This window comes from Sphaerisporangium sp. NPDC005289, assembly GCF_040607455.1.
Classification (GTDB): domain Bacteria; phylum Actinomycetota; class Actinomycetes; order Streptosporangiales; family Streptosporangiaceae; genus Sphaerisporangium; species Sphaerisporangium rhizosphaerae.
Genome location: NZ_JBEXGS010000034.1, coordinates 22,080 through 46,755, shown reverse-complemented (window position 1 = coordinate 46,755; position 24,676 = coordinate 22,080). Strand labels below are relative to the sequence as shown.

Below are 24,676 nucleotides of genomic sequence, written 5' to 3'. Positions count from 1 at the left end.
GTCATACGACCGTCCTCGCCGGCCTACCGGATCAGACCGTGCTCGTCGAGGCGGACGTCCTGACCGCCGCCGGCCGGCGGCGGCGGCTCGTGGAAGTCGGTGAAGGTGAACGCCTCGGGGCCGGGGCCTTGGGCGCGCAGCAGGTGCAGCTTCGTCATGCCCTCCTCCAAGGTCGGGGTGTACCCCTCGGGGATCCACCACATCACGCTGTACGGCTCGGCCAGGCGGGCGAACCATTCGCGGCGGCGGCGCAGGTACTCGAGGTGGGCGGTGCGGTAGACGAAGTTCCACAGCGTCTCGCGCGACTCCCAGACCGAGAAGTTCACCAGCAGCATGTCACCGAAGTCGTGCTGCACGGTGTCGGTGGGGTCCTCGCCGCCCTTGAGCCGCCAGACGAAGCCGGGCGCGGTGTCGGAGATGGCGTTGATGGGTTCCAGGGCGGCGATGAAGTCGGCGAGTTCGGGGGAGTCCTTGGGAGCGAGCATGTGCGCGACGTTCAGCTGGGCCAGATGCATGCGCCTAGGACACCACGCCGGATCCTTCTAAGTCAATCTCCATTGTTTTTAGAGAACGCGACGCAGCACTCCCCCTCCCGGGGGTCCAGCCGCGCTGTCACGTGGTCGTCGCCCAGAGCCGACAGCAGACCTTCGCACAGGGCCAGGTTGAGCGAGCAGACCAGGACCGGACGCTCCTCCGCGATCACGTGGAAGGGGCAGTTGCGCAGGCGGATGACCTCGCCGTCATGGTAGGGCTCGTAGCCGCGCTCCGTGAGGGCCGCCCGCAGCCCGGACGCCTCGGCCCGCTCCCCCACCCGGCGGGCGGCCGCCTCGGCGGCCCCCTCCCCGCCGAGCGCGTCCACGGCCTCGGCGAGCACGAGCGCCAGCGTCCGGTAGTCGCGCGGGGGGAGGCTGACCTGGTGCTCCACCGGGGAACGACGGTAGACCTTGGCGGGACGCCCTCCGCCGGGGCCGGCACGTCCGCTCAGCCGGCGGAAACCCGACTCCAGCAGGCCGGCCTCGACGAGCTTGTCCAGGTGGAAGGCGGCCAGGGTGCGGCCCACCTCCGCCGCCCGCGCGGCCTCGTCCCTGCCCACCTCGTGCCCCTGCGCGGACACGTAGTCGTACAGCGCCCGCCGCACGGGGTCGCGAAGGGCGCCGAGCACGCCGAGGGCATCGGGAAGACCTGGATCGTCACCGCTCACAGGCCGAGTTTAGGACGGCATGGCCGGGCACCCGGACCGGCGGCCGACGCACTCCACTCCTAGCGGGACAGGGCCCGCACCGGCGGGTCCACCGGATCGCGGTCGGGCACACCGGATCGCGGTCGGGCACACCGTGAGCGAGCGCTGGTCCGGGCTGGACCACGCCCGTGCCTTTACAATGTAGATTCGCTGCAGATGCGCCGTATCCCCTGGCGCCGGAAACGCCGCACAGCCCGGCGTCGGAAACACTGCACGGCCCGGCTCCGGAAACACCGTACGGCCGCACCGTCGCGCCCGAGAGAGGGCACAGGTGCGGCCGTGGCGGCGATGCGGCGATGCGGCGATGCGGAAGCCGATACGAAGCGGGCGCGCCGAGGTGAGGCGGTGCGTGGCCCGGCTCGGCCGGTGAGGCGGCCTGGGTCAGTAGGCGCCGAGGACGTCGACGACGAAGACCAGGGTGTCGGTGCCCTTGATCTTGTCGCCGGAGCCGGCCTTGCCGTAGCCCAGGGCCGGCGGGATGGAGACCAGCACGCGGCTGCCCACCGGGACGCCGACCAGGCTCTGGTCCCAGCCCTTGATGACCTTGCCGACGCCGATCGGGAACATCACCGGCTCGCCGCGGCCCCAGCTGCTGTCGAACTCGGTGTCGCTGCCCCAGATCTTGCCGGTGTAGTGGACCAGGATCGTCTGACCGGACTTGACCACCGGGCCGGCGCCCTTGATGACGGTCTTGGCGACCAGGCCCTTCGGCGCGGCGGCGTCGGTCTTGGTGGTCAGCTTGGGCGCCTGGTCGCCGCCCGGGTTCTCCAGCTTGACGCCCGACATCCCCGGGTCCGTGGCGGTGCCGTGGGCGGCCTTGACGGTGGGCACGCCCATCACGTCCACGACGTAGACGCTGGCGATGGAGGTGTCGGCACCCTGCGACTTGGCCTGCTCGACCTGGTCGGGGGTCAGGCTGTCCTTGGCGACGACGGCGAGGAACCGCCCGCCGGGCTTGGCGTCCTGGAACGCCTTGTAGACCACCGAGGGGAGTTTGGGATCGACCTTGATGAGCTGGGGCGCGCCGTCGTCGTAGGTGGAGCCCGACGCGGCGTTGGCCTTGCCGTCCCAGCTGTAGGCGGTGAGGTTGGCGACCACCGAGTCGCCGTCCTTGACCTGCGTGCCCTGGCCTGGCTTGATCGTCTGGGAGGACGACGTCGTGGGCGGCTTGCCCTTGGGGAAGGTGACCTGCGGCTTCTTGCCGAAGTCACCCGCCACCTGTACGCCGCCGGTGGAGGTGCCGGTCTTGGCGGTGACCTCGCCGCCACCACTGCCGCAGGCGGCGGCGAACAGCAACGGCACGGCGGCGAGAAGGGCCAGTCGGCGCATGGGTATCCCTCGGAGAGACGTCACGTTCGCGTAACACTACCCGACCCCCATGACCGCCCGAGTCGGCACCGCTCGATCTTGCCGAAGCATGACCGCGCGTTCGGATTCGCCATTCCGTCGGTGCGCCGCTCACCTGGCACGACGCTCGCCCGGCGCCGGTCTCCGCCCCCCGCGCGAACCTCGCGCGGGCCGCGTTCGGACGACGCCGGAGCCGTGCCCGGCGCACGGGCCCGAAACTTTCACCGGCCGCGCCGTCGCGGCGCGGCCGACGCGTCCGGCCGGCGGCGCGGGCCGGTCAGAACCGCCCACCGACCAGACCGCCGACCGAAAGGGCCACCGGCCGTCCAGGACCGCCGGACGGAGGAGCTGCCGACCGTCCAGGACCGCCGGAGGGGACCGCCGGCGGAAACCGGACCGCCGGAGCCCGCCGGGTCACATGCCCGCGATCAGCTTGTCCACCCGCTCGTCCACGCTGCGGAACGGGTCCTTGCACAGGACCGTGCGCTGGGCCTGGTCGTTGAGCTTCAGGTGCACCCAGTCGACGGTGAAGTCGCGGCGCTTCTCCTGCGCCTTGCGGATGAACTCGCCGCGCAACCGGGCGCGCGTGGTCTGCGGCGGCACCGACTTGGCCTCGAAGATCTTCAGGTCGGACGCCACGCGTTCGACGGCGCCGCGCCGCTGCAGCAGGTAGAACAGCCCCCGCTTGCGGTGGACGTCGTGGTAGGCCAGGTCGAGCTGGGCCACCCTCGGCGAGGACAGCGGCAGGTCGTACTTGGTGCGGTAGCGCTCGATGAGCTGGTACTTGGTCACCCAGTCGATCTCGCGCGACACCAGGTCCAGGTCGCCGGTCTCCACGGCCCTCAGCGTGCGCTCCCACAGCTCCAGCACCCTGCGGGTGATCGCGTCGCCGCCGCGGCGGTCGACGAAGTCGCGGGCCTTGGACAGGTACTCCTGCTGGATCTCCAGCGAGGACGCCTCGCGGCCGTTGGCCAGGCGCACGCGGCGGCGTCCGGTCATGTCATGCGACACCTCGCGGATCGCCCTTATCGGGTTCTCCAGGCTGAGGTCGCGCATCACCGTGCCGGCCTCCACCATGCGCAGCACCAGGTCGGTCGCCCCGACCTTGAGCAGCATCGTCGCCTCGCTCATGTTGGAGTCGCCGACGATGACGTGCAGGCGGCGGAACCGCTCGGCGTCGGCGTGCGGCTCGTCGCGGGTGTTGATGATCGGGCGCGACCGGGTGGTGGCGCTCGACACCCCCTCCCAGATGTGCTCGGCGCGCTGGGAGACGCAGTAGACCGCGCCGCGGGGCGTCTGCAGCACCTTGCCCGCCCCGCAGATGATCTGCCGGGTGACCAGGAACGGGATCAGGACGTCGGCGAGCCGGCCGAACTCGCCGTGCCTGCCGACGAGGTAGTTCTCGTGGCAGCCGTAGGAGTTGCCGGCCGAGTCGGTGTTGTTCTTGAACAGGTAGATGTCACCGGCGATGCCCTCCTCGCGCAGCCGCTTCTCGGCGTCGACGAGCAGTCCTTCGAGGATGCGCTCGCCCGCCTTGTCGTGGGTGACCAGCTCCACGACGTTGTCACACTCAGGGGTTGCGTACTCGGGGTGGCTGCCCACGTCGAGGTAGAGGCGGGCGCCGTTGCGGAGGAAGACATTGCTCGATCGGCCCCAGGACACGACTCTGCGGAAGAGGTAGCGCGCCACCTCGTCCGGGGACAGCCTGCGCTGGCCCCTGAACGTGCAGGTGACGCCGTACTCGTTCTCCAAGCCGAAGATGCGACGATCCATCACATCACACTATGTCCCCGAGCCGCCGGAGGGGAGAGATCTTCTCCCCTGTTTCCGGTCGTGGTGTGGCGGATGGCCCCGTTCGGCCGTCCCGGCGGGATCCGCGGCGCGGCGATCTCCGCAAGCTTGACGATCTCGCAGCCCCGCGAGCACGACGTCCCGGCCCCCCGCGTTCGGGGACCGGGACGTGAAGCCGCAGGCAGGACGGGTCAGGCGCCGGAGCCGGTGTCGATCTCGCCCTCGGGGGCGGTGGCCGGGGAGTCTCCCTCGGGCGTGGCGGCCTCGCCGGCTCCCGCCTTGGGCTCGGTGGAGGGCGCCGCGGAGGGGGCGGAGGGCGCGGTGGCCGCGAGGAGACGTTCGAGGCGGCCGCCGGTCAGGCGCTGGAACTTGCGGTGCTCGCGGGTGCGGTCGAGGACCGCCACCTCGAGCTGGGACACCGGCGGGCGCTCGCCGCCGGGCTCGGTCAGTGCGGCCAGACCGGCGCCCAGGGCCTCCGTCAGCGGCATGCCCTGGCGGAAGCGCTCCTTCAGGCGGCCGGCCACGGTGTCGGCCACGCCGCCCATCACCACGAACCCGTGCTCGTCGGTGACCGAGCCGTCGAAGGTGAGGCGGTAGATCTGGTCGTCCTCGGGGGCGTCGCCGATCTCGGCGACGACCAGTTCGACCTCGTACGGCTTGCGCGACTCGGTGAACACCATGCCGAGCGACTGGGCGTAGAGGTTGGCCAGGCCGCGGGCGGTGACGTCGCTGCGGTCGTAGGTGTAGCCGTTGATGTCGGCGTAGCGGATGCCGCCCAGGCGCAGGGCCTCGAACTCGTTGTACTTGCCGACCGCGGCGAAGCCGATGCGGTCGTAGATCTCACTGATCTTGTGCAGTGCCCGGGAGGCGTTCGGGGCGACGAACAGAATGCCGTTCTCGTACTGCAGCACCACGACGCTGCGGCCGCGCGCGATGCCCTTCCGCGCGAAATCGGCCTTGTCCCGCATCTCCTGTTCGGGGGACACATATCCAAAGGGCATGGACACCGGTGGTGATCCTCTCGTGGCCGTGGGTGGTGACTAGCGCAGCGGGGCCGTGGGGCCGTCGGGGTCGCTCATGCGGCGGTCCAGCACCTGCCGGACATACCCCTCGACCTCCTCGTCGGACAGACGGCGGTAGCCGTCCTCGGTGATCACCGCGACCAGCGGCCAGATCCTGCGGGTGACGTCGGGACCACCGGTCGCCGAGTCGTCGTCCGCGGCGTCGTAGAGCGACTCGACGCAGGCCAGGACGGTGTCCTCGACCGCGGCGTTCTCGCGGTAGAGCTTCTTCAGCGCGCCGCGCGCGAACAGCGAGCCCGAGCCGATGGAGGCGTAGTTCGTCTGCTCGTACGGGCCGCCGCCCACGTCGTAGGAGAAGATGCGGCCGGTGTCGGAATCCTCGTCGTAGGCCGCGAACAGCGGCACCACGACCATGCCCTGCATGGCCATCGGCAGGTTGGCGCGGATCATCGCGCCGAGCCGGTTGGCCTTGCCGTCGACCGACAGCATGCGGCCTTCGCGCTTCTCGTAGTGCTCCAGCTCCACCAGGTAGAGCCGGGCGAGCTCGATGCCCGTGCTGGCCGTGCCGGCGATGCCCACGCACGAGTAGTCATCGGTGCGGAAGACCTTCTGCATGTCCTTCTGGGAGATGTAGTTGCCGGAGGTGGCCCGGCGGTCGCCCGCCATGACGACGCCTCCCGCGAACGTCGCCGCGACGATGGTCGTGGCGTGCGGGATCTGGTCGCCGACGGAGGCCGCCAGGGACTCGAATCTCCCCGGGAGGAGCCCCGGAGCGTAGGACCCGACGAACTCGGTGAACGACGTCGACCCCGTGTCCAGGAACAGAGGATTGTTCATCCAGCCCCGCTGTGCTGCCACGCGACTCCCTCCAGAGCGCCTTACAACTCCTACGCCGACCCTACTCGTGGTGCTGTGGTGGTTGCACTTCCCACGATCAGCTCACGGCGAACCGCTTCCGCCCATCCAGCCTCATCTTCCACGAAAATAATCTTTACGGACGAGACCGGGCATGAAATTGTCGAGTTGTCGTGACATGAAAACAGGCAGCCCCCCACTCGCCCCCCGTCCCCAAGGGGAGGTCCCTCCGTTGAGACTCGCACGACCTCTCGTTCTCGTGGCCGCCACCGCGCTCTCCCTCACCGCCTGCGCCTCCGGAGGATCCTCCGGAGGCGGCGGCGCCACCGTGACGATCACGGCCAACGCCATCTCCGGCGGCAAGAACGCCGCCACCGCCGACTGGACCAAGAACTGGCTGATCCCCAAGTTCGAGGAGGCCCAGAAGGCCAAGGGCAAGACCGTCCACGTGCTGTTCCAGCCGAACGGCGTGGACGACGAGCAGTACAAGACGAAGATCGCCCTGGATCTGAAGTCCGGGGCCGGGGCCGACGTGATCGACCTCGACGGCATCTGGGTGGGCGAGTTCGCGCAGGCCGGGTACATCAAGCCGCTGGCCGAGACCGCCGGGCCCGAGGTGGAGCAGTGGGAGGGGTGGAGCCAGATCCCGAAGGCCGTCCAGGACCTCGGCATCTTCGACGGCAAGAAGTACGGTTTGCCGCAGGGCACCGACGGGCGCGTCCTGTTCTACAACAAGACCCTGTTCGCCAAGGCGGGGCTTGCGGCCGACTGGCAGCCCAAGAGCTGGCAGGAGATCATCGACGCCGGCACGGCGCTGAAGAGGGCCGGCGTCCCGGTGCCCCTGCAGATCAACGCGGGCACCGCGATGGGCGAGGCCACCAGCATGCAGGGCGCGCTGCCGCTGCTGGCGGGCACCGGCACCGAGATCTTCTCCGGCGGCAAGTGGACGGGCGCCTCGCAGGGTCTCAAGGACGTCCTGGGCTTCTACCGGCAGGTCTACACCGCCGGTCTCGGCGACCCCCGCCTGCAGCAGGAGGCCAAGGGCCGCGACAAGTCCTTCCAGATGTTCGCCGAGGGCAAGATCGGCGTCCTGGCGGAGGGCGACTACTTCTGGCGCTCGGTCGTCGAGCCCAAGGCCGGCGTCGCTCCCATGCAGGACCGCGACAAGGTCGTCGGGTACGCGCTGATCCCCGCCGAGCGGCCCGGCGCCGGGGTGCGCGGCCAGGACTTCGTCAGCATGTCCGGCGGCGCGGTGCGGGCGCTCAACCCCAGGTCCAAGAACATCAAGCTCGCCTGGGAGCTGCTGTCGTTCATGCACTCGGCCGAGGCCACCAAAGCCGGCCTGGCCGGGGAGGCGCGCATCACCTCGCGCACCGACGTCAACGACGAGGTGCTGACCCCTGACCCGATGCTCGGCTTCGTCGCCCAGAAGGTCCTGCCGATCACGAGCTACCGCCCGGGCCTCGCCGTCTACCCGGAGGTCTCGGTCGCCCTCCAGGAGGCCACCGCCGCCATCGTCTCCGGCAAGACCGTCGACGAGGCCGCCACCGCCTACCAGCGAAAAGTCGAATCCCTCGTCGGCGGCCCCGCCAACGTCTCCCAGTGACCCCCATCCCGATCAGCACGACGAGAAACAGCGCACCATGAACACGATCTCCATCCCGCCCGCCCCCGGGTTCGGGCGCGCCGGTGTTCTGACGAGGAGAGAGCGAGTGCGAGGAACGAGCGCTCGTGAACGACGAGGAAGAACACCGGCGCGCCCGAACCCCGCGCGAGCGAAGCGAGCGCCATGAACAGCGCCATGAGCACAGATGCGGCGGGGTTGGGGAGGGGGAGGGCGGTCGGGTTCGTGTTGCCGGCCGTGGTGCTCATCGGGGTGTTCCTGATCTTCCCGGCACTCTGGACCATCTATCTCGGGCTCACCGACTTCCGGCTGACCGGGCTCGCGGCCGCCGACCCCCGGCTGGTGGGCGTGGACAACTACGCCGAGGCGCTCGGGGACGAGCGGTTCGGCACCTCGCTGTGGCTGACGGTGCAGTTCGTGATCGGCTCGGCGATCATCGGCCAGGCGGGCCTGGGGTTCTCGATCGCCTGGGCGCTGCGCAACCGCACCGGCCCGGTCAAGCGGGTGGTCGAGGGGCTGGTGCTGCTGGCGTGGATCCTGCCCTCCTCGGTGGTGGCGTTCCTGTGGATCGCCCTGCTCGACCGGGACCAGGGCACGCTGAACGCGGTGCTGCACACGCCCGGGTTCGCCTGGCTGCTGGACCACCCGATGCCGTCGATCATCGTGTTCAACGTCTGGCGGGGCACGGCGTTCTCGATGATGCTGTACGGGGCGGCGCTGGAGAACGTGCCGCCCTCGCACCTGGAGACGGCCCGGCTGGCCGGGGCCTCGACGGCGCAGCAGTTGCGCGACGTGGTGTTCCCCCGCATCAGGGGCCACATGCTGACCAACCTGCTGCTGATCAGCCTGTGGACGTTCAACGACTTCACGAGCTTCCAGATCACGGCGGGCGGCCCCGAGGGCCGGTCGGAGATCCTGCCGGTCTACATCTACAACGTGGCCATCAGCGGCGGGCGGCTCGGGTTCGGCGCGGCGGTGTCGTTCCTGGTGCTGATCATCAACCTGGTGCTGGCGCTGGTGTACCTGCGGCTGCTGCGCGGCCGGAGGGGGGTGGCGGCGTGACTGTGCGAGAGGGCCCCGAGAACGCGGTCGCCGCCCGCCCGGCGGGAGCGGGCGCCGCCCGGGCGCGCCACGCGGTGGCGTCGATCGGGCGGGCGACGTTCCTGGCGGCCGTCGCCGGGTTCTTCGCGCTGCCGCTGCTGTGGCTGGCCACCGCCCCGTTCGACGCCCATCCGACGATCACCGCCTCGGTGCCGGAGTTCACGCTCGGCAACTTCCGGGCGCTGCTCGACAACCCGTACGTGCTGTCCTCGCTCGGCAACTCGGTGCTCCAGGCGGCGGGCAGCGCGGTGCTGGTGGTGGTGCTGGCGGCGCTCGCGGCGTACGCGCTGTCGCGGGTGCGCATCCCCGGCAGGGACGCCTTGCTGTACGTGCTGCTCCTGCTGTCGTCGGTGGTCACCGGCACCGCGGCCATGGTGCCGATCTTCGAGCTGGCCACCCGGCTCAACCTGGTCGACACCCATCTCGGCGTCGTGCTGACGCTGTCGGGCGGCCTGCTCCCGGCCGCGATCTTCATTCTGAAGGACTTCATGGACGCCACGCCGACCTCCTACGAGGAGTCGGCCCGGGTGTTCGGGGCGAGCCCGCTGCAGATCCTGTGGCACATCGTGGTGCCGGTCGTCAGGCCGGGGCTGGCGACGATCGCGGTGTGGGCGGTGGCCTCGGTGTGGGGCAGTTTCCTCACGCCGTTCATCCTGTTGCGCGACCCGGAGAAGTCTCCGGGCGCGGTGATCCTCTACACCCTGTACACCGAGGGCGGCTCTCCCCGCCTTGACCTCATCTCGACGTTCTCGCTGCTCTACTCCCTCCCTGTCGTCCTCATGTACGTGTTCGTCAGCCGCAAGTACGGCTTCCGCTTCCACGGAGGGATCAAACGGTGATCTCGCTGCACGGCCTGACCAAGGAGTTCCCCGGCGGGGTCCGGGCGGTCGACGCCCTGGACCTGGAGATCGCCGACGGGGAGTTCTTCGCGCTGCTCGGCCCCTCCGGGTGCGGCAAGACGACGCTGCTGCGCACGATCGCCGGCCTGGAGACCCCCACCTCGGGCAGCGTCACGATCGGCTCGGCGGACGTGACGGCCCTGCCGCCCGGCCGGCGGGACGTGGCCATGGTGTTCCAGGACTACGCCCTGTTCCCGCACATGGATGTCACCGCCAACATCGCCTACCCGCTGCGGATCAAGAAGGTGCCCCGCGCCGAGCGGGAGGACAAGGCGGCGGCGACGGCGGCGCGGCTGAGCCTGTCGGAGCTGCTCGCCCGCCGGCCGGGCCAGCTGTCGGGCGGTCAGCAGCAGCGGGTGGCGCTGGCCCGCGCCATCGCCTGCCATCCCACGGTGTTCCTGTTCGACGAGCCGCTGTCCAACCTGGACGCACGCATGCGCCTGGAGGCCCGGACGTTCCTCAAACGCCTCCAGCGCGAGCTGGCGGTCACCACGGTGTTCGTCACCCACGACCAGAGTGAGGCGCTGGCCATGGCCGACCGCATCGCCGTCATGTCCGCTGGGCGCATCATGCAGGTCGGCACGCCCTCGGAGGTGTTCCAGCGGCCCTCCAGCACGTTCGTGGCCTCCTTCATCGGCTCCACGCCGATGAACCTGCTGCCGGGCGTGGTCGAGGACGGCGCGCTGCGGGTGGCCGGGGCCGTCCTGCCCCTGCCTGAAGGGCTCGCCGAAGGCGAGGAGATCGTCTACGGGCTGCGGCCGGAGTACATGGACCTGTCCTGCTCGGCCCGCGAGGACGCCTTCGCCGGCCGGGTCTCGGTCGTGGAGAATCTGGGCACGTCCTTCCTCGTGACGCTCGAGGTGGGCTCCGGCACCCGCACCGGCACTGGCGAGCACCTGGTGCAGGCGGTGGTCCCCGAGGACGCCGAACCCGCCCCGGGCGCCGCCGCGTGGGCGGTCCCGCGCCATCCGCGCGCCCTGGTGTACCGCGACGGCGGGCTGGTGGCCGCGTGACCGGGCTCGCGCCGATCCGGCTGGTCGGCCGCTGGACGCTGGAGGACCGCCTGGTCAAGCAGGTGTGGGGGGTGCCGTTCGAGCTGCCCGCGGCGGCCCGCGCGTTCACCGTGGAACTGTCCTACGACCGCTCGGCCGGCGTCCTCGACCTCGGCTGCGAGGGGCCCGCGCGCTTCCGCGGCTGGTCGGGGGGCGCCCGCTCCCGGTACACGATCGCCCCCTCGTGGGCCACGCCCGGCTACCTGCCCGGCGAGCCGGAGCCGGGCGCCTGGCAGGTGCTGATCGGGCTGTACCGCGTCCCGCTGGACGGCGTGGCCTACCAGGTCACCGTGACCCCGCACGCCGTCCCGCCCGCGCCGCCCGGCCCGCCGGCCGCTCCCCCTCCGGCCCTGGTGGCGCCCGCCTCGGCGCGCCGGGGACTGCCCGTGCTGGACGGGCTGCGCTGGCACGCCGGCGAGCTGCACGCCCACACCGTGCACTCCGACGGCGTCCTCACCATCGACGAGCTGGCCGCGCTCGCCCGGTCGCAGGGGCTGGACTTCCTGGCGGTCACCGACCACAACACCGTCAGCCACCACGCCGAGCTGCCCGCCGCGGCGGCGCGCGCGGGGATCACGCTGGTGCCCGGCCAGGAGGTCACCACCGACCTCGGTCACGCCAACGCCTTCGGCGACATCGGGTGGATCGACTTCCGGCGTCCCGCCGACGCCTGGGTGCGGGAGGTGCACGACCGGGGCGGGCTGCTGTCGGTCAACCACCCGCTGGGCGCCGACTGCGCGTGGCGCCACCCGTTCACCGAGCGGCCCCGCACGGCCGAGGTCTGGCACTCGGGGTGGTGGGACCGCACGTGGGGCGCTCCGCTGTCCTGGGCGCAGGCGTGGCACGACGACCTGGTCTACGTCGGGGGCGGCGACTTCCACCGTCCGGAGGAGAACCACCCGCCCGGCGCGCCGGCCACCTGGGTGCTGGCCGAGCCGGTCGGCGACGGCGCGGGAGGCGCGGCCATCGTGGAGGGCGTCCGCGCCGGCCGAACGGCCGTCTCGGCCGGGCCCGAGGGGCCGCTGCTGCTGCGGCACGGCGGGGAGTTTCTGGTCCTGGACGCCGACGGGCTGGTCCTGTGGGGTCCCGACCATCGTTCGGTCATCCGCGGCGACCGGGTCACGCTGCCCGCCCGTCCCGGGCCGCACCGCCTGGAGACCACGCGCAACGAGGTCATGGCCCTGTGCACCTGACCGCCCGCCCGCCTGTGAGAGCCCGACGTCCCCCGGCCGGAGGCACCTGGTGAACGAGATCGTCGTCGTCCCGCACACCCACTGGGACCGGGAGTGGTACCTGCCGTTCCAGCGCTTCCGCATGGGCCTGGTGCGGATGCTGGACGAGGTGCTCGACACCATGGCCGCCGACCCCGCCTACCGGTTCACCATGGACGGGCAGCTCGCCGCGGTCGAGGACTACCTGGAGATCCGCCCCGAGCGCAGGGACGAGCTCGCCGGGTTCGTCCGGGAGGGCCGCTTCGCCGCCGGGCCATGGACGATCCTGGCCGACGAGTTTCTGTGCTCAGGAGAGACCCTGATCCGCAACCTGGAGTACGGGCTGCGCGGCGCCCGGGAGCTCGGCGGGGCCATGGAGGTCGGCTACCTCCCTGACCAGTTCGGGCACTGCGCGCAGATGCCGCAGATGCTCGCCCTGGCCGGACTGCCGGTCGCCTGCCTGTGGCGCGGGGTGCCCGCCTCGGTCGAGCGCGACGTGTTCGCCTGGGAGGGCATCGACGGCACGGTGATCCCCACCCAGTACATGCCGGGTGGTTACGGCAACGCGGTGGCGCTGTTCACCGGCCCGGAGGAAGGGATGGGCGACCGGCTGGCGGCCTTCGCCGGCGTCATGCGCCCCTGGCGCGCCGAGGGGCCGCTGCTGGCCATGTACGGCGCCGACCACTCCGCGCCCGCCGCCGGGATCACCGCGGCCGGGCTGCGCCTGGCCACCCTCGGCGAGTACCTGTCCTCACCTGGTGCCCTGGACGGTGCCGGCGGGCCGGCGCCGGTCGTCCGCGGCGAGCTGCGCTCCCACGCCCGGGCCAACATCCTGCCCGGCGTGATCTCCGCCCGCGTCCACCTCAAGCAGGCCATGGGCCGCGCCGAACGCGTCGTCACCCGCTACGCCGAACCCCTGTCCGCCCTGTGGCTCGGCCACCGCCCCGGCGAACCGCGGGACGAAGGGGACGGCGAAGGCGGACAGCGAGGCGAGAGCGGACGGGACGGCCACGGTGGACGACGGAGCGAGAGCGGACGGGACGGCCACGGCGGACGGCGCGGCGAGGGCGAGCGGACGGCGGCGCGGCGGCTGATCGAGCTGGCCTGGCGCGGGCTGGTCGCCTGCAGCGGCCACGACTCCATCACCGGGTGCGGCGCGGACGAGACCGCCCAGCAGGTCGGCGCGCGCGTCGCCGAGGCCGAGCAGATCGGGCAGGCCGTGGTCGACCTGGTCTCCGCCTCGCTCGCCGCGGGCGCCCGGCGCGACCAGGTCGTGGTCGTCAACCCCTCCCCCTTCGCCCGCACCGCCCTGGTGACGGCCGACCTGCCGGCGGAGCGCTCCGGGCTGGCCGCCGAGGACGGCTCGGCGGTGCCGGCGCAGCGGCTGGCGCAGTCCCCGACGCTGCTCGACGAGTCGGCCATGGACGACCTGGGCGCGCTCCTCGGCCGGATCCACGAGCGGGAGCTGTTCGGCCACGAGATCGTCTCCTGGGCCGCGGGCGACGGGGTGTTCACGGTCGTCGTCGGCCGCCACGCCTCCACCGCCTACCGCCACGCCGACCTCAGGGCCGACATCGAGGCGGCGGTCGCCGCCCGCCCGGGCCCGTGGCTGGTCCGCACGGTCGCCGAGCCCGTGGTGACCGTCGCGGCCCAGGTCCGGGTCCCCGCCCTGGGACGCACCGTGCTGACCTCCGCGCCCGCCTCCTTGCCCGCCGAGGTCCGGGAGCCGGTACCGGGCCACCCCCTGCCCGCCCGCGCCGGGACCCGGGAGCCGGCTTCGGGCCACGCCCCTCCCCCGTCCGCCCCCGTCCCTTCCTCCCCCGGGGCGCCGGGCGGGCACGGGGTGCTGGACAACGGCCTGCTGCGGGTGGCCGCGCAGGACGACGGCACGCTCGCCCTCACCACGCCGTCCGGCCTGACCGTGCGGGGCGTCGGCCGCGTCGTCGACGGCGGGGACGCCGGCGACACCTACAACTACGCCCCGCCCGCGGGCGACCGCCTGACCGGCACGCCCGCGTGGGTCACGGTCACGCCGGTGTGCTCGGGCCCGCTGGTGTCGGTGATGGAGGTGGCGCGCGGCTACCGCTGGCCGGTTCGGCTCACCGGCGGCGCCCGGTCGCCGGAGGAGGCCGAGGTCACCGTGACCACCCGGGTCGAGTTGCGCGCGGGCGAGCCGTACGCCCGGCTGGCCGTCACCTTCGACAACGCCTGCCGCGACCACCGCGTCCGCTGGCACGCTCCCCTGCCCCGCCCGGCCGCCGAGTCGTTCGCCGGCGGCCAATACGCGGTCGTCCGGCGCGGGCTGAGCGCCGAGGGCGGCTGCGGGGAGGAGCCGCTGCCCACCTTCCCCGCCTCGGGCTTCGTCGCCGCCGGCGGCCTGGCCGTGTTCCCCGGCCACGTCACCGAGTACGAACTGCTGCCCCATGAGGCCGCGCCGCCTCCGGACGCCCCCCGCGCCGCCGCACCCGGCGACTCCGCCGACTCCGGTGACTCCGCCGACTCCGGCGGCCCTGGCCCTGGGACTTCCAGTGGCCCCGGCGGCCCGGCCGGAGGGGCGGGTGAGCTGGCGGTGACGTTGCTGCGGGCGGTCGGGTACCTCTCGCGCAACCACAACGCCTACCGGGACGAGCCCGCCGGGCCGCAGATCGCGACGCCCGGCGCCCAGTGCCCCGGGCCGATCACGACCCGGTTCGCGGTACACCTGTACGAGGGCGGCTGGGACCGGGCCGCCCTGCCCCGCCTCGCCGAGGAGTACCACCTGGACCTGCTGGCGGTCCCGGGCTCCGCCCAGACCGCGCCGGAGGCACGGACGCCCGGGCCGGAGGTGAGCGACCCGGCACCGCGCTCCCGGCCCGAGGCGAGCGGCGACGCGCCGGAGCCGTGGCAGGAGGCGCGCGGTTCCCGGACGGAGCCCTGGGCGGACACGAGCGGTGCGGGGGCGGAGTCGCGGCTGGAGGTGGGCGGCGATGGCGTGATGATGGGCGCGCTGCGCGAGCGGGACGGCGCACTGGAGGTACGTCTGGTCGCCGAGCATCCCGCGCCCACCGAGGCGGTGATCAGGGGCGCGTTCACCACCGCGTGCCTGGTGGACACCCTCGGCCGCCCGATCGGCCCCCAGCGGCCCGTTCAGGGCCTCCTGCGGCTCCCGCTGCGCCCCTTCGAGATCGCGACGGTCCACCTGACCTGAGGGACACCCAGGGGCGGCCGTCGCCCGCGATCCACGACCGCCGCGGTCCACCTGGTCTGAGAGGCGCCGGGCTCAGTCGTCGCTCGCGACCCGCTGGATGGCACTGGCGAGCCGGGCGAGGTCGATGCCTTCGAGGTGGTCGAAGAAGTGCCGGCGCACGCTGGCCAGGTTGGCCGGCCACGCCTGCTCCAGGCGGGTGAGGCCGGCGTCGGTGAGGACGGCGTTCCACCCGCGGGCGTCGTCGTCGCACCTGACCCGCTCCACCAGGCCCTGATCCGCGAGGCGGGCGACGATGCGGGTCATCCCGCTCAGCGAGAGCTCGCAGGCGGCCGCGAGGTCCCCCATCCGCATCCGCCGCCGCGGCGCCTCCGACAGCCGCATCAGGGTGACGAACTCGACGAGCGGCATCCGTTGCTCGCGCATCATGTCGGCGTCGATGGCGCGCGGCAGCGCGTACATCACGCGGGTCAGCGCCCGGAGCAGGGTCTCCTCGTCGGGAGTGAGCGGCCGAGGCGGCTGGGCTGTGGTCATGGACCGGACTTTACTTGCTTCGCGAAGGAATTACCTGCTATTACTTGCTTGACGAAGCAAGTAAATGTCATGAACCACCCGGCGGGAGGAGCGCTCCATGGGAACGCTTGACGAGAAGACAGTGCTCATCACCGGCACCGCGGGAGGCATGGGCCGCGTCGCGGCGCTGGTCTTCGCGCGAGAGGGCGCCAAGGTCGTCGGCTGCGACATCCAGGCCGAGCCCAACGAGGAGACGGTGGAACTGGTGCGCCGCGCCGGCGGCGAGATGACGGGCATCGCGCCGAGCGATCTCAGCGATCCGCGGCAGGCGCGGCAGGTCGTCGAGGAAGCCGCGGCCGCGTACGGCGGGCTCGACGTGGTCTACAACAACGCGGCCTACATGCGCTTCGGTCCGATGCCCGATTTCTCGGTCGATGACTGGAAGGTGACGATGGCCGGCGAACTGGACATCCCCTTCCTGGTGTCGAAGTTCGCATGGCCCCATCTGGTCCGGCGCGGCGGCGGCGTCATCATCAACGTCGCGTCCATGGCCGGCATGATCGCCGGCCGGGTCCCCCCGATGGTCGCGCACGGCGCGGCGAACGCCGGTGTCATCGGCATGACGCGGCAGTTCGCGCTCGAAGGCGCGCCCCATGGGATCCGTGCGGTGGCGATCAGCCCCGGGCCCGTCCTGAGCCCGGCCAGCGAGCGCGACCTCGGCGACGACCAGGCCGCCAGGGACGCGATAACCGGCAAGACGCTTCTGAGGCGCTTCGCCCGCCCCGAGGAGGTCGTCGAGGTGGCGGCCTTCCTCGCCTCCGACCGGGCGTCGTACATCACGGGCGCCAACATCCCCGTCGACGGCGGTGCGACCGCCTGGTAGCGGGGCGGGCCGTCCTGCGGTCGGGGCGGTGGAGAGAGGGCCGTTCGACAGTGGAGTGGGCGCCTCCGGTGTGCGACGTACGGCCGGGCTGGGCCGTGCCTCGCTGCGGGCGGGAGGGCGGTGGAGTCAAGGCCGTTCGACCGGGGGCGGACTGGGCGGGAGGTACGGCGCCGCGGCGGCCCTCCGTGATCGGCCGAGGCGCCCCCCGGGGGGCGCTGCGGGGCTCATGATGCCTGAGCACCCTCCGGGGGCTGCGTACACCTGTCTGGGTGGCGCGGAGTCGACCTCCTCGCCTCTGGGTGAGGCGGGGTCGTCCTTCCGCCGGCGGTGACGTGCTCGGCGTGCCTCGGCCCGAGGGCGGGGGTCGTCTCCGCGACCCGGGGTGGGCGAGGTCGCCGCGCTCGTCGCCGGGCGGGTGGGGCCGGATCAGATCAGATCGGCCGGCCCTACTGGCCGCCCTTCTGTACGTAGCTGCGGACGAACTCCTCGGCGTTCTCCTCGAGGACCTCGTCGATCTCGTCGAGGATCGCGTCGACGTCGTCAGTGAGCTTTTCCTGACGCTCCTGGACGTCCGGAGCCGCCTGTGCCTCGGTCTCCTCGACCTCGGTCTCCTGCCGGCCGGTCTGCTTCTGGCCGCCGGTGTCCTTCGTCGCCATGTGGTACCTCCGCTTGGGGGACGCATCTGATTCATATCTTCCCCGAACCAGACGACATTTCGCGCGGATCGTCCTGTGATCTACGCCAGACGCCTGGAAGAGGACCGTCCCGTCAGACAACCTCCCCGGAACAGGCCGCCGCAAATCTGGTGACTTGCCACCATTTATCCGCCCGATAGCGCCCGCATCGGAGCTTCGAGGGGCCCGTTGCCGGGTTCGCACCGCGGTGGGCGAACGACCGCCACACCCATGCCGGACTGGTGCAAATCTGATCGCCACCCCTTCTCATATGGCATTCTGTGAAGATCCGCCCATAGGCATCCCGCTCCCGAGGAGCGGCCGTGGGGGCTGGGTCACGATGCCGGATATGAACGGGTGAAATGAAAGCGGACCACGCACAGCTGCTCGGAGATCGCTACCGGCTGATCTCGCCGCTGGGCCAAGGTGGCATGGGCATCGTCTGGCGCGCGCACGACAGACGGCTCGCCCGCGACGTGGCGATCAAGGAACTGCGCCCGTCGCAGCACGGGGACCGGTTCGACGTGCACACGGCCAGGCGCCACGCGCTGCGCGAGGCGCGATCGGCCGCGCGGCTCAGCCATCCGGCCATCGTCACCGTCCACGACCTGCTGGAGGAGGACGGCCGGCTCTGGATCGTCATGGAACTGGTCGAGGCGCTGACCCTGCAGGCCACCGCCTGGCACCTTGGCCGCCTGCCGGTGCACTGGACGGCCTGGATCGGCTTCCACCTGCTCAGCGGCCTGCGGCACGCCCACGCGGCCGGCGTCCTGCACCGCGACATCAAGCCCGGGAACGTGCTGCTCACCGGCGAGCGGGTCGTGCTCAGCGACTTCGGCATCGCGGTGCTCCAGGACGAGACCTCCCACACCAACACCATGCCGATCGTCGGCTCCCCCGGGTACATCGCGCCGGAGCGGCTGCACGGCCACCCGGCGACGCAGGCGGCCGACCTGTGGTCCTTCGGGGCCACCCTGTACTTCTCGGTCGAGGGCAGGCCGCCGGCGACCGGCGGCGGGGACGTCCTTTCGACCACGCCGCCCGAGCAGGCGCGGATGCCCCGGCGGGCCGGCGCGCTCCGGACGCTGCTGGAGGGGCTGCTGCGGCCCGACCCGGCGGAGCGGCTCACCAGCGACCAGGCCGCCCTGCTGCTGTCGGAGATCCTGCGCAAGGAGGGCATCGCGGTGCCGCCCATGCGGCTGACCGGCAGCGGCATCTTCCCGCCCGGCGCCTTTACGATGTAGATCAGATCTGGCCCGCCTGCCGGGGGCCGTCGCGAAGCGGAGCCGCGAGACGACCCGCCCCGGCATGGGCCGCCCCGGCGCGGGCAGGGCTGGCGCGCGGGGCCGGGCCGGGTGGACGGGTCGCGGGCCCGCGGCCGGCGTGGTGGCCCGGGCGGGGTCAGCGTTCGCCGGTGAGGGCGCTGACCAGGTCGGCGGCGGTGCGGCAGCGGTCGAGCAGCTCGCCCACGTGGGCCTTGGTGCCACGCAGGGGCTCCAAGGTGGGCACGCGCTGGAGCGACTCGCGGCCCGGGATGTCGAAGATCACCGAATCCCACGAGGCCGCCGCCACCGACTCGCTGTACTGGCGCAGGCACCGGCCGCGGAAGTAGGCGCGGGTGTCGTTGGGCGGCAGCTCGATGGCCCGCTGGACGTCGTCCTCGGTGACCAGCCGCTGCATGCGGTCGCGGGCCACCAGGCGGTTGTACAGGCCCCGCTCGGGGCGGATGTCGGTGTACTGCAGGTCGACCAACTGCAGGCGAGGGTGCGACCAGGGCAGACCGTCGCGCGAGCGGTAGCCCTCGAGGATCTCGAGCTTGGCCACCCAGTCGAGCTCCCTGGACAGCTGCATCGGGTCCTCGGCCAGGCGGGTGAGCACCGACTCCCAGCGGTTGAGCACGTCCTTGGTCATATCGTCGACGGCCGCGCCGAAGCGGTCCTCGACGTACTTGCGCGCCTGCTCCAGGTACTCCATCTGGAGCTGGACGGCGGTCATCTTGCGCCCGTCGCGCAGGGTGATCTCGTACTTGCAGGTCGGGTCGTGCGAGACGGCCCGCAGCGCCGCCACCGGGCTCTCGACCGACAGGTCGCCGGTGAGGAACCCGTCTTCGATCATCGCCAGCACCAGGGCCGTGGACCCCAGCTTGAGGTAGGTCGAGATCTCGGACATGTTGGCGTCGCCGATGATCACGTGCAGGCGGCGGTACTTCTCGGGGTCGGCGTGCGGCTCGTCGCGGGTGTTGATGATGGGCCGCTTGAGCGTGGTCTCCAGGCCCACCTCGACCTCGAAGAAGTCGGCCCGCTGGCTGATCTGGAAGCCCTCGCCGCGCGAGTCCTGCCCGATGCCGACGCGGCCGGCGCCGCAGACGACCTGGCGGGAGACGAAGAACGGCGTGAGGTGGCGCACGATGTCGGCGAAGGGCGTGGCGCGCCGCATGAGGTAGTTCTCGTGGCAGCCGTAGGAGGCGCCCTTGTTGTCGGTGTTGTTCTTGTACAGCTGGATAGGAGCGTTCCCCGGCATGGCCGAGGCGCGGACGGCGGCGTCGTGCATGACCCGCTCGCCGGCCTTGTCCCAGATCACCGCCGCACGGGGGTTGGTGCACTCGGGAGTGGAGTACTCGGGGTGGGCGTGGTCGACGTAGAGCCTGGCCCCGTTGGTCAGGATGACGTTGGCCAGCCCGAGATCCTCGTCGGTGAGCTGGGTGGGGTCGGCGATCTCGCGGGCCAGGTCGAAACCGCGGGCGTCGCGAAGTGGATTCTCCTCCTCGAAGTCCCATCGGGCCCTGCGCGCCCGGGCGGCCGAGGCCGCCAGGTAGGCGTTGACCACCTGTGAGGAGGTCACCATCGCGTTCGCGCCCGGCTGCCCGGGTACGGAAATGCCGTACTCGGTCTCGATGCCCATCACCCGCCGTACCGTCACGCTCTCAGCCCTTCATCTGTGCTCTGTCGCACCCGGACCATCACCGTCACGCCGCCTGTAACCACGAGCCTAGACCGTCGCCCGCGCATCCAGACCCTCTGGTGGCTGCCCGCTCCGCCGGGGCGGAAACAGCGACGGCGCGGCTCCGGAGGAACCACGCCGTCGCATGCCGGTGTCAATCAGAGGTACTGGCCGGTGTTGGCGACCGTGTCGATGGACCGCCCGGCTTCCGTGCCCTGCTTCCCGGAGACCAGGGTGCGGATGTAGACGATCCGCTCGCCCTTCTTGCCGGAGATGCGGGCCCAGTCGTCGGGGTTCGTGGTGTTGGGCAGGTCTTCGTTCTCGCTGAACTCGTCGACGCAGGCCGCGAGCAGGTGCGCGATGCGAAGGCCCTTCTGCCCGGTCTCCAGGAACGCCTTGATGGCCATCTTCTTGCCGCGGTCCACGATGTTCTGGATCATGGCCCCGGAGTTGAAGTCCTTGAAGTACAGGACCTCCTTGTCGCCGTTGGCGTAGGTCACCTCGAGGAAGCGGTTCTCCTCGGACTCGGTGTACATCCGCTCGACGACCCGCTGGATCATCCCGCCGACGGTCGCCTCACGGGAGCCGGTGTGCTCGCCGAGATCCTCCTCGTGGAGCGGCAGCTCGGTGGTGATGTACTTCGAGAAGATGTCCTTGGCCGCCTCGGCGTCCGGCCGCTCGATCTTGATCTTGACGTCCAGGCGGCCGGGCCGCAGGATCGCCGGGTCGATCATGTCCTCGCGGTTGGAGGCGCCGATGACGATGACGTTCTCCAGGCCCTCGACGCCGTCGATCTCCGACAGCAGCTGGGGGACGATGGTGTTCTCGACGTCGGAGGAGACGCCCGAGCCGCGGGTGCGGAAGATCGAGTCCATCTCGTCGAAGAACACGATCACCGGGGTGCCCTCGGAGGCCTTCTCACGGGCCCGCTGGAAGACCAGGCGGATGTGCCGCTCGGTCTCGCCGACGTACTTGTTCAGCAGCTCGGGGCCCTTGATGTTGAGGAAGAAGCTCTTGCCGGACTGGCCGGTCTTCTCCGCGACCTGCTTGGCCAGGGAGTTGGCCACGGCCTTGGCGATGAGCGTCTTGCCGCACCCGGGGGGACCGTAGAGCAGCACGCCCTTGGGGGGACGCAGCTTGTGCTCGCGGAACAGGTCGGCGTGCAGGTAGGGCAGTTCGATGGCGTCCCTGATCTGCTCGATCTGCCGGGACAGGCCGCCGATCTCCTCGTAGGAGATGTCGGGGACCTCTTCGAGCACGAGCTCCTCGACCTCGGACTTGGGGATGCGCTCGTAGACGTAGCCGGAGCGGGGTTCCAGCAGCAGCGAGTCGCCGGCCCGGATGGGCTGGTCGAACAGCGACTCGGCGAGGCGGACCACGCGCTCCTCGTCGGCGTGGGAGATGACCAGCGCGCGCTGGCCGTCCTCGAGGAGCTCCTTGAGCATCACGATCTCGCCGACGCTCTCGTAGCCGAGCGCCTCGACCACGTTGAGCGCCTCGTTGAGCATGACCTCCTGGCCGCGCTTGAGCGTGTCGACGTCGACCGCGGGGCTGACGTTCACCCGGAGCTTGCGCCCCCCGGTGAAGACCTCGACGGTGCCGTCGTCACGTGCCTCCAGGAAGACGCCGAAGCCGGACGGCGGCTGAGCCAGCCGGTCGACCTCCTCCTTGAGGGCCACGATCTGGTCCCGGGCCTCCTTGAGCGTGGCCACCAGCCGTTCGTTCTGCCCGGTGACCGCGGCCAGATTGGCCTGCAACTCATGGAGACGTTCCTCGAGGACCCTGGCTTGCCGTGGAGACTCGGCGAGCTTCCGGCGCAACGCGGTGATCTCCTCCTGGAGGAAGGAGACCTGAGTTGTGAGGTCAGCGACCTCCCGTTCGCGCTGGGCGGCTCGAGCCTCAGCGTCATCGCGAGCTGCCACAGTCACCTCCTTCCCAGTCGAGGGCGACTACTCAAGACCCTACCTATCTCGGGGGCATCCGTAACCTGGCCAGGGAGTGTTCGTGTCATTACATCCAGTGTTCAGTGTTAAATGCCTTATAGGCGGCTATTGCTAGTAAGCAGCGTCACACGGGTTTCTGTTCCCATGGTTGGCGAGCCGGCATGATTGCCCGCCGAACCTCATGGTCGGCTTCGGGAGCTCATGTGCCCGACTCCTCCCCGTACGCGCCCTTGGCGGGGCGCCGGCGCCTGGGCGGGGGCGTGACGCCGTCCGCCATGCGACGGGCCATGACGAGGAAGCCCGTGTGCCCGACCATCCGGTGACCCGGGCGGACGGCGAGACCTTCCACATGCCAGTCGCGGACCAAGGTTTCCCACGAATGCGGCTCAGTGAAACTTCCGTGATCGCGGAGGCTTTCCACCGTACGCGACAACTGTGTTGTTGTCGCTACATAACAGCAGATAACACCACCAGGCGTCAGGGCTTTGGCCGCCGCGTCCACGCACTCCCACGGCGCCAGCATGTCGAGGATCACCCGGTCGACGTCGCTCTCGTCGAGGGAGGCGACCAGATCGCCCACGACCAGCCGCCACTGCTGCATGGGGCCGCCGTAGAACTTCTCGACGTTCTTGCGCGCCACCTCGGCGAAGTCCTCGCGCCGCTCGTAGGAGGTGACCGTGCCGCTCTCGCCCACCGCGCGCAGCAGGAAGCACGTGAGCGCCCCGGAGCCGACGCCGGCCTCCACGACCCGCGCGCCGGGGAAGACGTCGGCCATGGCGACGATCTGCGCGGCGTCCTTGGGATAGACGACGGCCGCGCCGCGCGGCATGGAGACCGCGTAGTCCTGCAGCAGGTGGCGGAAGGCCAGATACGGCGTCCCGCCGGAGGAGCGCACGACCGAGCCCTCGGGGGACCCGATCAGGTCGTCGTGCGGGATGGAGCCTTTGTGCGTGTGGAAGACACCGCCCTCTTTGAGCGTCACGGTGTGACGCTTGTCCTTGGGGTCGGTTAGTTGTACCTGATCACCGGGCCGGAACGGCCCGTGCCTGCGGAAACCCATGCGCGCAAGGCTATATCCGCCCGCCGCCCGCTCGCGCGGGCGCGCGAGCCCACTGGGGTGACCGGTATCAGGTGGAACGCGACCTCTGGGGTGGCGCATCCCCCTCAGAAATGGATTGGCCCTCCGCGCCCGATCCTGGTAGCTCTTTGCCATGCTTCCCCGGCTTCCCGGGCTTCCCCGGTACCCCCGCGAGACGGTCCAGGCGGGCCCGTACCTGCTGCGCCCGCCCGCCAAGGACGACATCGACGCGATCACGCGGGCCTGCGCGGATCCCGAGATCGCCGCCTACGTCCCGAGCGTCCCGGTCCCCTACACCGCCGACGACGCGCGCGTCTTCGTCACCGAGACCGCCCCCGGGACGTGGGAGGCGGGCGGGGCGTACTTCGCCATCGCCGACCCGGCCACCGGCGACTGGCTCGGCAACGCGCTGCTCAAGCCGCCGTCCGCGGCGGGCAACGCCGAGATCGGCTATATGGTCGCGCCCTGGGCCCGCCGGCGTGGAGTGGCCACCATCGTGACCCGGGCCCTCAGCGAATGGGCCTACCAGCACGGGACGCACCGGGTCGAACTGCTCACCGATCTGGAGAACACCGCGAGCCAGCGCGTCGCGATGGCCGCGGGCTACCGCCGCGAAGGCGTCCTGCGGGAGGCCGCCCCCCGCAAGGACGGCGGCGGCCGCACCGACCTGGTGCTGTACGGGCGCCTGGCCACCGACCCCGGCACCCCCCAGCGGTCCTACCTGCCCGACCTGCCCGGGGGGTCGCTCTCGGACGGCGTGGTGCGGCTCGCGCCGCTCACCCTGCCCGACGTCGACGCCTACCAGGCCATGATGAGCGAGCCGGACGTGCTGGTGCGCAGCGTCCCGCCGCTCGCCCCGCTACGCGAGGAGAGCGTGTACCGCGCCCGGTGCACCGGCATGTGGTGGCTGGCGGGCGAGCGGGCCGAGCTCGGCGTCCACGACGCCGCCACCGGGGAGTTCGCCGGCCACATCCAGCTCATGAACGTCAACCAGGCGCTCGACCAGGCGATGATCGGCTACAGCCTGGCCGGGCGCTTCCGCGGCCGCGGGTTCATGACCAGGGCCGTGGACCTGCTGTGCGAGTGGGCCTTCGCCAGGACCTCCCTGCACCGCATCGTCGCCGGCACCGCGACCGACAACACCCCCTCCCACCGCGTGCTGGAGCGCGCGGGCTTCGAGCGGGAGGCCCTGGTCAGAGCGCTGCTGCCGGGCGCGGACGGCACCCGGCACGACGACCTGCAGTGGGTGCGCCTGCGCGGCTGAGCCGCCCCTCCCCCGGCCACGCCGCCCTCCCGCCGTGAGGCGCGGCTCCCTCCGG

General features: G+C 71.5%; 20 protein-coding genes. 9 read left to right on the top strand and 11 right to left on the bottom strand.

All coding sequences use genetic code 11. The annotated features are described in order from the left end of the window. Window positions 1–23: 23 nt before the first annotated feature. The 6 genes from ABZT47_RS37320 to prcB all read right to left on the bottom strand — a co-directional run bounded on the left by ABZT47_RS37320 (window position 24) and on the right by prcB (window position 6,237). A complete protein-coding gene (locus ABZT47_RS37320) occupies window positions 24–515 on the bottom strand; it encodes a DUF3291 domain-containing protein (RefSeq protein ID WP_354852788.1) in 492 nt (163 codons plus the stop codon). Between the two features lie 32 nt (window positions 516–547). Continuing rightward, window positions 548–1,201, bottom strand: coding sequence for a transcriptional regulator (locus tag ABZT47_RS37315; protein WP_354852786.1), 654 nt, complete (start codon window positions 1,199–1,201; stop codon window positions 548–550). Window positions 1,202–1,621: 420 nt separating this feature from the next. Then, entirely contained in the window at window positions 1,622–2,569 is a 948-nt protein-coding gene (locus ABZT47_RS37310) for an FKBP-type peptidyl-prolyl cis-trans isomerase (RefSeq protein WP_354852784.1), read from the bottom strand. 432 nt (window positions 2,570–3,001) lie between these two features. Further along, window positions 3,002–4,360, bottom strand: a complete 1,359-nt coding sequence (pafA, locus tag ABZT47_RS37305; RefSeq protein ID WP_354852782.1) for a Pup--protein ligase — start codon at window positions 4,358–4,360, stop codon at window positions 3,002–3,004. Between the two features lie 209 nt (window positions 4,361–4,569). Then, the gene (prcA, locus tag ABZT47_RS37300) at window positions 4,570–5,379 is read right to left on the bottom strand and encodes a proteasome subunit alpha (protein WP_354852868.1); all 810 of its coding nucleotides are present in this window, start codon (window positions 5,377–5,379) and stop codon (window positions 4,570–4,572) included. A gap of 39 nt (window positions 5,380–5,418) precedes the next feature. Next, on the bottom strand, window positions 5,419–6,237 hold the full coding sequence (prcB, locus tag ABZT47_RS37295; protein WP_354852866.1) for a proteasome subunit beta: 819 nt from the start codon (window positions 6,235–6,237) through the stop codon (window positions 5,419–5,421). Window positions 6,238–6,487: 250 nt separating this feature from the next. On the opposite strand from prcB, the gene ABZT47_RS37290 reads away from it, so the two are divergent. The 6 genes from ABZT47_RS37290 to ABZT47_RS37265 all read left to right on the top strand — a co-directional run bounded on the left by ABZT47_RS37290 (window position 6,488) and on the right by ABZT47_RS37265 (window position 15,329). Further along, window positions 6,488–7,861: an extracellular solute-binding protein gene (locus ABZT47_RS37290; protein WP_354852780.1), complete on the top strand. Its 1,374-nt coding sequence runs from the start codon at window positions 6,488–6,490 to the stop codon at window positions 7,859–7,861. 195 nt (window positions 7,862–8,056) lie between these two features. Continuing rightward, window positions 8,057–8,941, top strand: a complete 885-nt coding sequence (locus tag ABZT47_RS37285; RefSeq protein ID WP_354852778.1) for a sugar ABC transporter permease — start codon at window positions 8,057–8,059, stop codon at window positions 8,939–8,941. After that, window positions 8,938–9,819, top strand: a complete 882-nt coding sequence (locus ABZT47_RS37280; protein WP_354852776.1) for a carbohydrate ABC transporter permease — start codon at window positions 8,938–8,940, stop codon at window positions 9,817–9,819. Before ABZT47_RS37285 ends, ABZT47_RS37280 begins: the two co-directional genes overlap by 4 nt. After that, window positions 9,816–10,892 carry an ABC transporter ATP-binding protein gene (locus ABZT47_RS37275; RefSeq protein ID WP_354852775.1) on the top strand — a complete coding sequence of 359 codons (1,077 nt, stop codon included), beginning with the start codon at window positions 9,816–9,818 and terminating at the stop codon, window positions 10,890–10,892. The genes ABZT47_RS37280 and ABZT47_RS37275 overlap by 4 nt, the downstream gene beginning before the upstream one ends. Continuing rightward, window positions 10,889–12,124 (top strand): CehA/McbA family metallohydrolase, encoded by a 1,236-nt coding sequence (locus ABZT47_RS37270; RefSeq protein ID WP_354852773.1) that lies wholly within the window; start codon window positions 10,889–10,891, stop codon window positions 12,122–12,124. The genes ABZT47_RS37275 and ABZT47_RS37270 overlap by 4 nt, the downstream gene beginning before the upstream one ends. Window positions 12,125–12,173: 49 nt before the next feature. Next, the gene (locus ABZT47_RS37265) at window positions 12,174–15,329 is read left to right on the top strand and encodes an alpha-mannosidase (RefSeq protein WP_354852771.1); all 3,156 of its coding nucleotides are present in this window, start codon (window positions 12,174–12,176) and stop codon (window positions 15,327–15,329) included. A gap of 72 nt (window positions 15,330–15,401) precedes the next feature. Here the strand turns inward: ABZT47_RS37265 and ABZT47_RS37260 are convergent, their stop codons facing one another. Beyond that, window positions 15,402–15,860: a MarR family winged helix-turn-helix transcriptional regulator gene (locus ABZT47_RS37260; RefSeq protein ID WP_354852769.1), complete on the bottom strand. Its 459-nt coding sequence runs from the start codon at window positions 15,858–15,860 to the stop codon at window positions 15,402–15,404. Window positions 15,861–15,957: 97 nt separating this feature from the next. Between ABZT47_RS37260 and ABZT47_RS37255 the strand changes: the two genes are divergently transcribed. Beyond that, window positions 15,958–16,722 carry an SDR family NAD(P)-dependent oxidoreductase gene (locus tag ABZT47_RS37255; RefSeq protein WP_354852767.1) on the top strand — a complete coding sequence of 255 codons (765 nt, stop codon included), beginning with the start codon at window positions 15,958–15,960 and terminating at the stop codon, window positions 16,720–16,722. Window positions 16,723–17,168: 446 nt separating this feature from the next. Here ABZT47_RS37255 and ABZT47_RS37250 read toward each other — a convergent pair whose 3' ends face one another. After that, complete coding sequence (locus tag ABZT47_RS37250; RefSeq protein ID WP_279787070.1) at window positions 17,169–17,378, bottom strand: ubiquitin-like protein Pup; 210 nt, start codon at window positions 17,376–17,378, stop codon at window positions 17,169–17,171. Window positions 17,379–17,758: 380 nt separating this feature from the next. Here ABZT47_RS37250 and ABZT47_RS37245 point away from each other — a divergent pair, with 380 nt between their 5' ends. Next, window positions 17,759–18,640: a serine/threonine-protein kinase gene (locus ABZT47_RS37245; RefSeq protein WP_354852765.1), complete on the top strand. Its 882-nt coding sequence runs from the start codon at window positions 17,759–17,761 to the stop codon at window positions 18,638–18,640. Window positions 18,641–18,797: 157 nt separating this feature from the next. Here the strand turns inward: ABZT47_RS37245 and dop are convergent, their stop codons facing one another. The 3 genes from dop to ABZT47_RS37230 all read right to left on the bottom strand — a co-directional run bounded on the left by dop (window position 18,798) and on the right by ABZT47_RS37230 (window position 23,339). Next, window positions 18,798–20,315, bottom strand: coding sequence for a depupylase/deamidase Dop (gene dop, locus ABZT47_RS37240; RefSeq protein WP_354852763.1), 1,518 nt, complete (start codon window positions 20,313–20,315; stop codon window positions 18,798–18,800). A 179-nt stretch (window positions 20,316–20,494) separates the two neighbouring features. Then, a complete protein-coding gene (arc, locus tag ABZT47_RS37235) occupies window positions 20,495–22,258 on the bottom strand; it encodes a proteasome ATPase (RefSeq protein ID WP_354852762.1) in 1,764 nt (587 codons plus the stop codon). A gap of 220 nt (window positions 22,259–22,478) precedes the next feature. Beyond that, window positions 22,479–23,339, bottom strand: a complete 861-nt coding sequence (locus ABZT47_RS37230; RefSeq protein WP_354852760.1) for a tRNA (adenine-N1)-methyltransferase — start codon at window positions 23,337–23,339, stop codon at window positions 22,479–22,481. A 151-nt stretch (window positions 23,340–23,490) separates the two neighbouring features. Here ABZT47_RS37230 and ABZT47_RS37225 point away from each other — a divergent pair, with 151 nt between their 5' ends. Further along, a complete protein-coding gene (locus tag ABZT47_RS37225) occupies window positions 23,491–24,621 on the top strand; it encodes a GNAT family N-acetyltransferase (protein WP_354852759.1) in 1,131 nt (376 codons plus the stop codon). Window positions 24,622–24,676 lie beyond the last annotated feature (55 nt).

What these genes read in the sequence shown, in the direction of transcription:
- ABZT47_RS37225 (WP_354852759.1), top strand. Translation starts at nt 23,491, where the DNA reads ATGCTTCCCCGGCTTCCCGGGCTTCCCCGGTACCCCCGCGAGACGGTC.
- prcA (WP_354852868.1), bottom strand. Translation starts at nt 5,379, where the DNA reads ATGCCCTTTGGATATGTGTCCCCCGAACAGGAGATGCGGGACAAGGCC.
- ABZT47_RS37255 (WP_354852767.1), top strand. Translation starts at nt 15,958, where the DNA reads ATGGGAACGCTTGACGAGAAGACAGTGCTCATCACCGGCACCGCGGGA.
- ABZT47_RS37250 (WP_279787070.1), bottom strand. Translation starts at nt 17,378, where the DNA reads ATGGCGACGAAGGACACCGGCGGCCAGAAGCAGACCGGCCGGCAGGAG.
- ABZT47_RS37230 (WP_354852760.1), bottom strand. Translation starts at nt 23,339, where the DNA reads ATGGGTTTCCGCAGGCACGGGCCGTTCCGGCCCGGTGATCAGGTACAA.
- ABZT47_RS37285 (WP_354852778.1), top strand. Translation starts at nt 8,057, where the DNA reads ATGAGCACAGATGCGGCGGGGTTGGGGAGGGGGAGGGCGGTCGGGTTC.
- ABZT47_RS37310 (WP_354852784.1), bottom strand. Translation starts at nt 2,569, where the DNA reads ATGCGCCGACTGGCCCTTCTCGCCGCCGTGCCGTTGCTGTTCGCCGCC.
- pafA (WP_354852782.1), bottom strand. Translation starts at nt 4,360, where the DNA reads ATGGATCGTCGCATCTTCGGCTTGGAGAACGAGTACGGCGTCACCTGC.
- ABZT47_RS37320 (WP_354852788.1), bottom strand. Translation starts at nt 515, where the DNA reads ATGCATCTGGCCCAGCTGAACGTCGCGCACATGCTCGCTCCCAAGGAC.
- ABZT47_RS37245 (WP_354852765.1), top strand. Translation starts at nt 17,759, where the DNA reads ATGAAAGCGGACCACGCACAGCTGCTCGGAGATCGCTACCGGCTGATC.
- prcB (WP_354852866.1), bottom strand. Translation starts at nt 6,237, where the DNA reads ATGAACAATCCTCTGTTCCTGGACACGGGGTCGACGTCGTTCACCGAG.
- ABZT47_RS37260 (WP_354852769.1), bottom strand. Translation starts at nt 15,860, where the DNA reads ATGACCACAGCCCAGCCGCCTCGGCCGCTCACTCCCGACGAGGAGACC.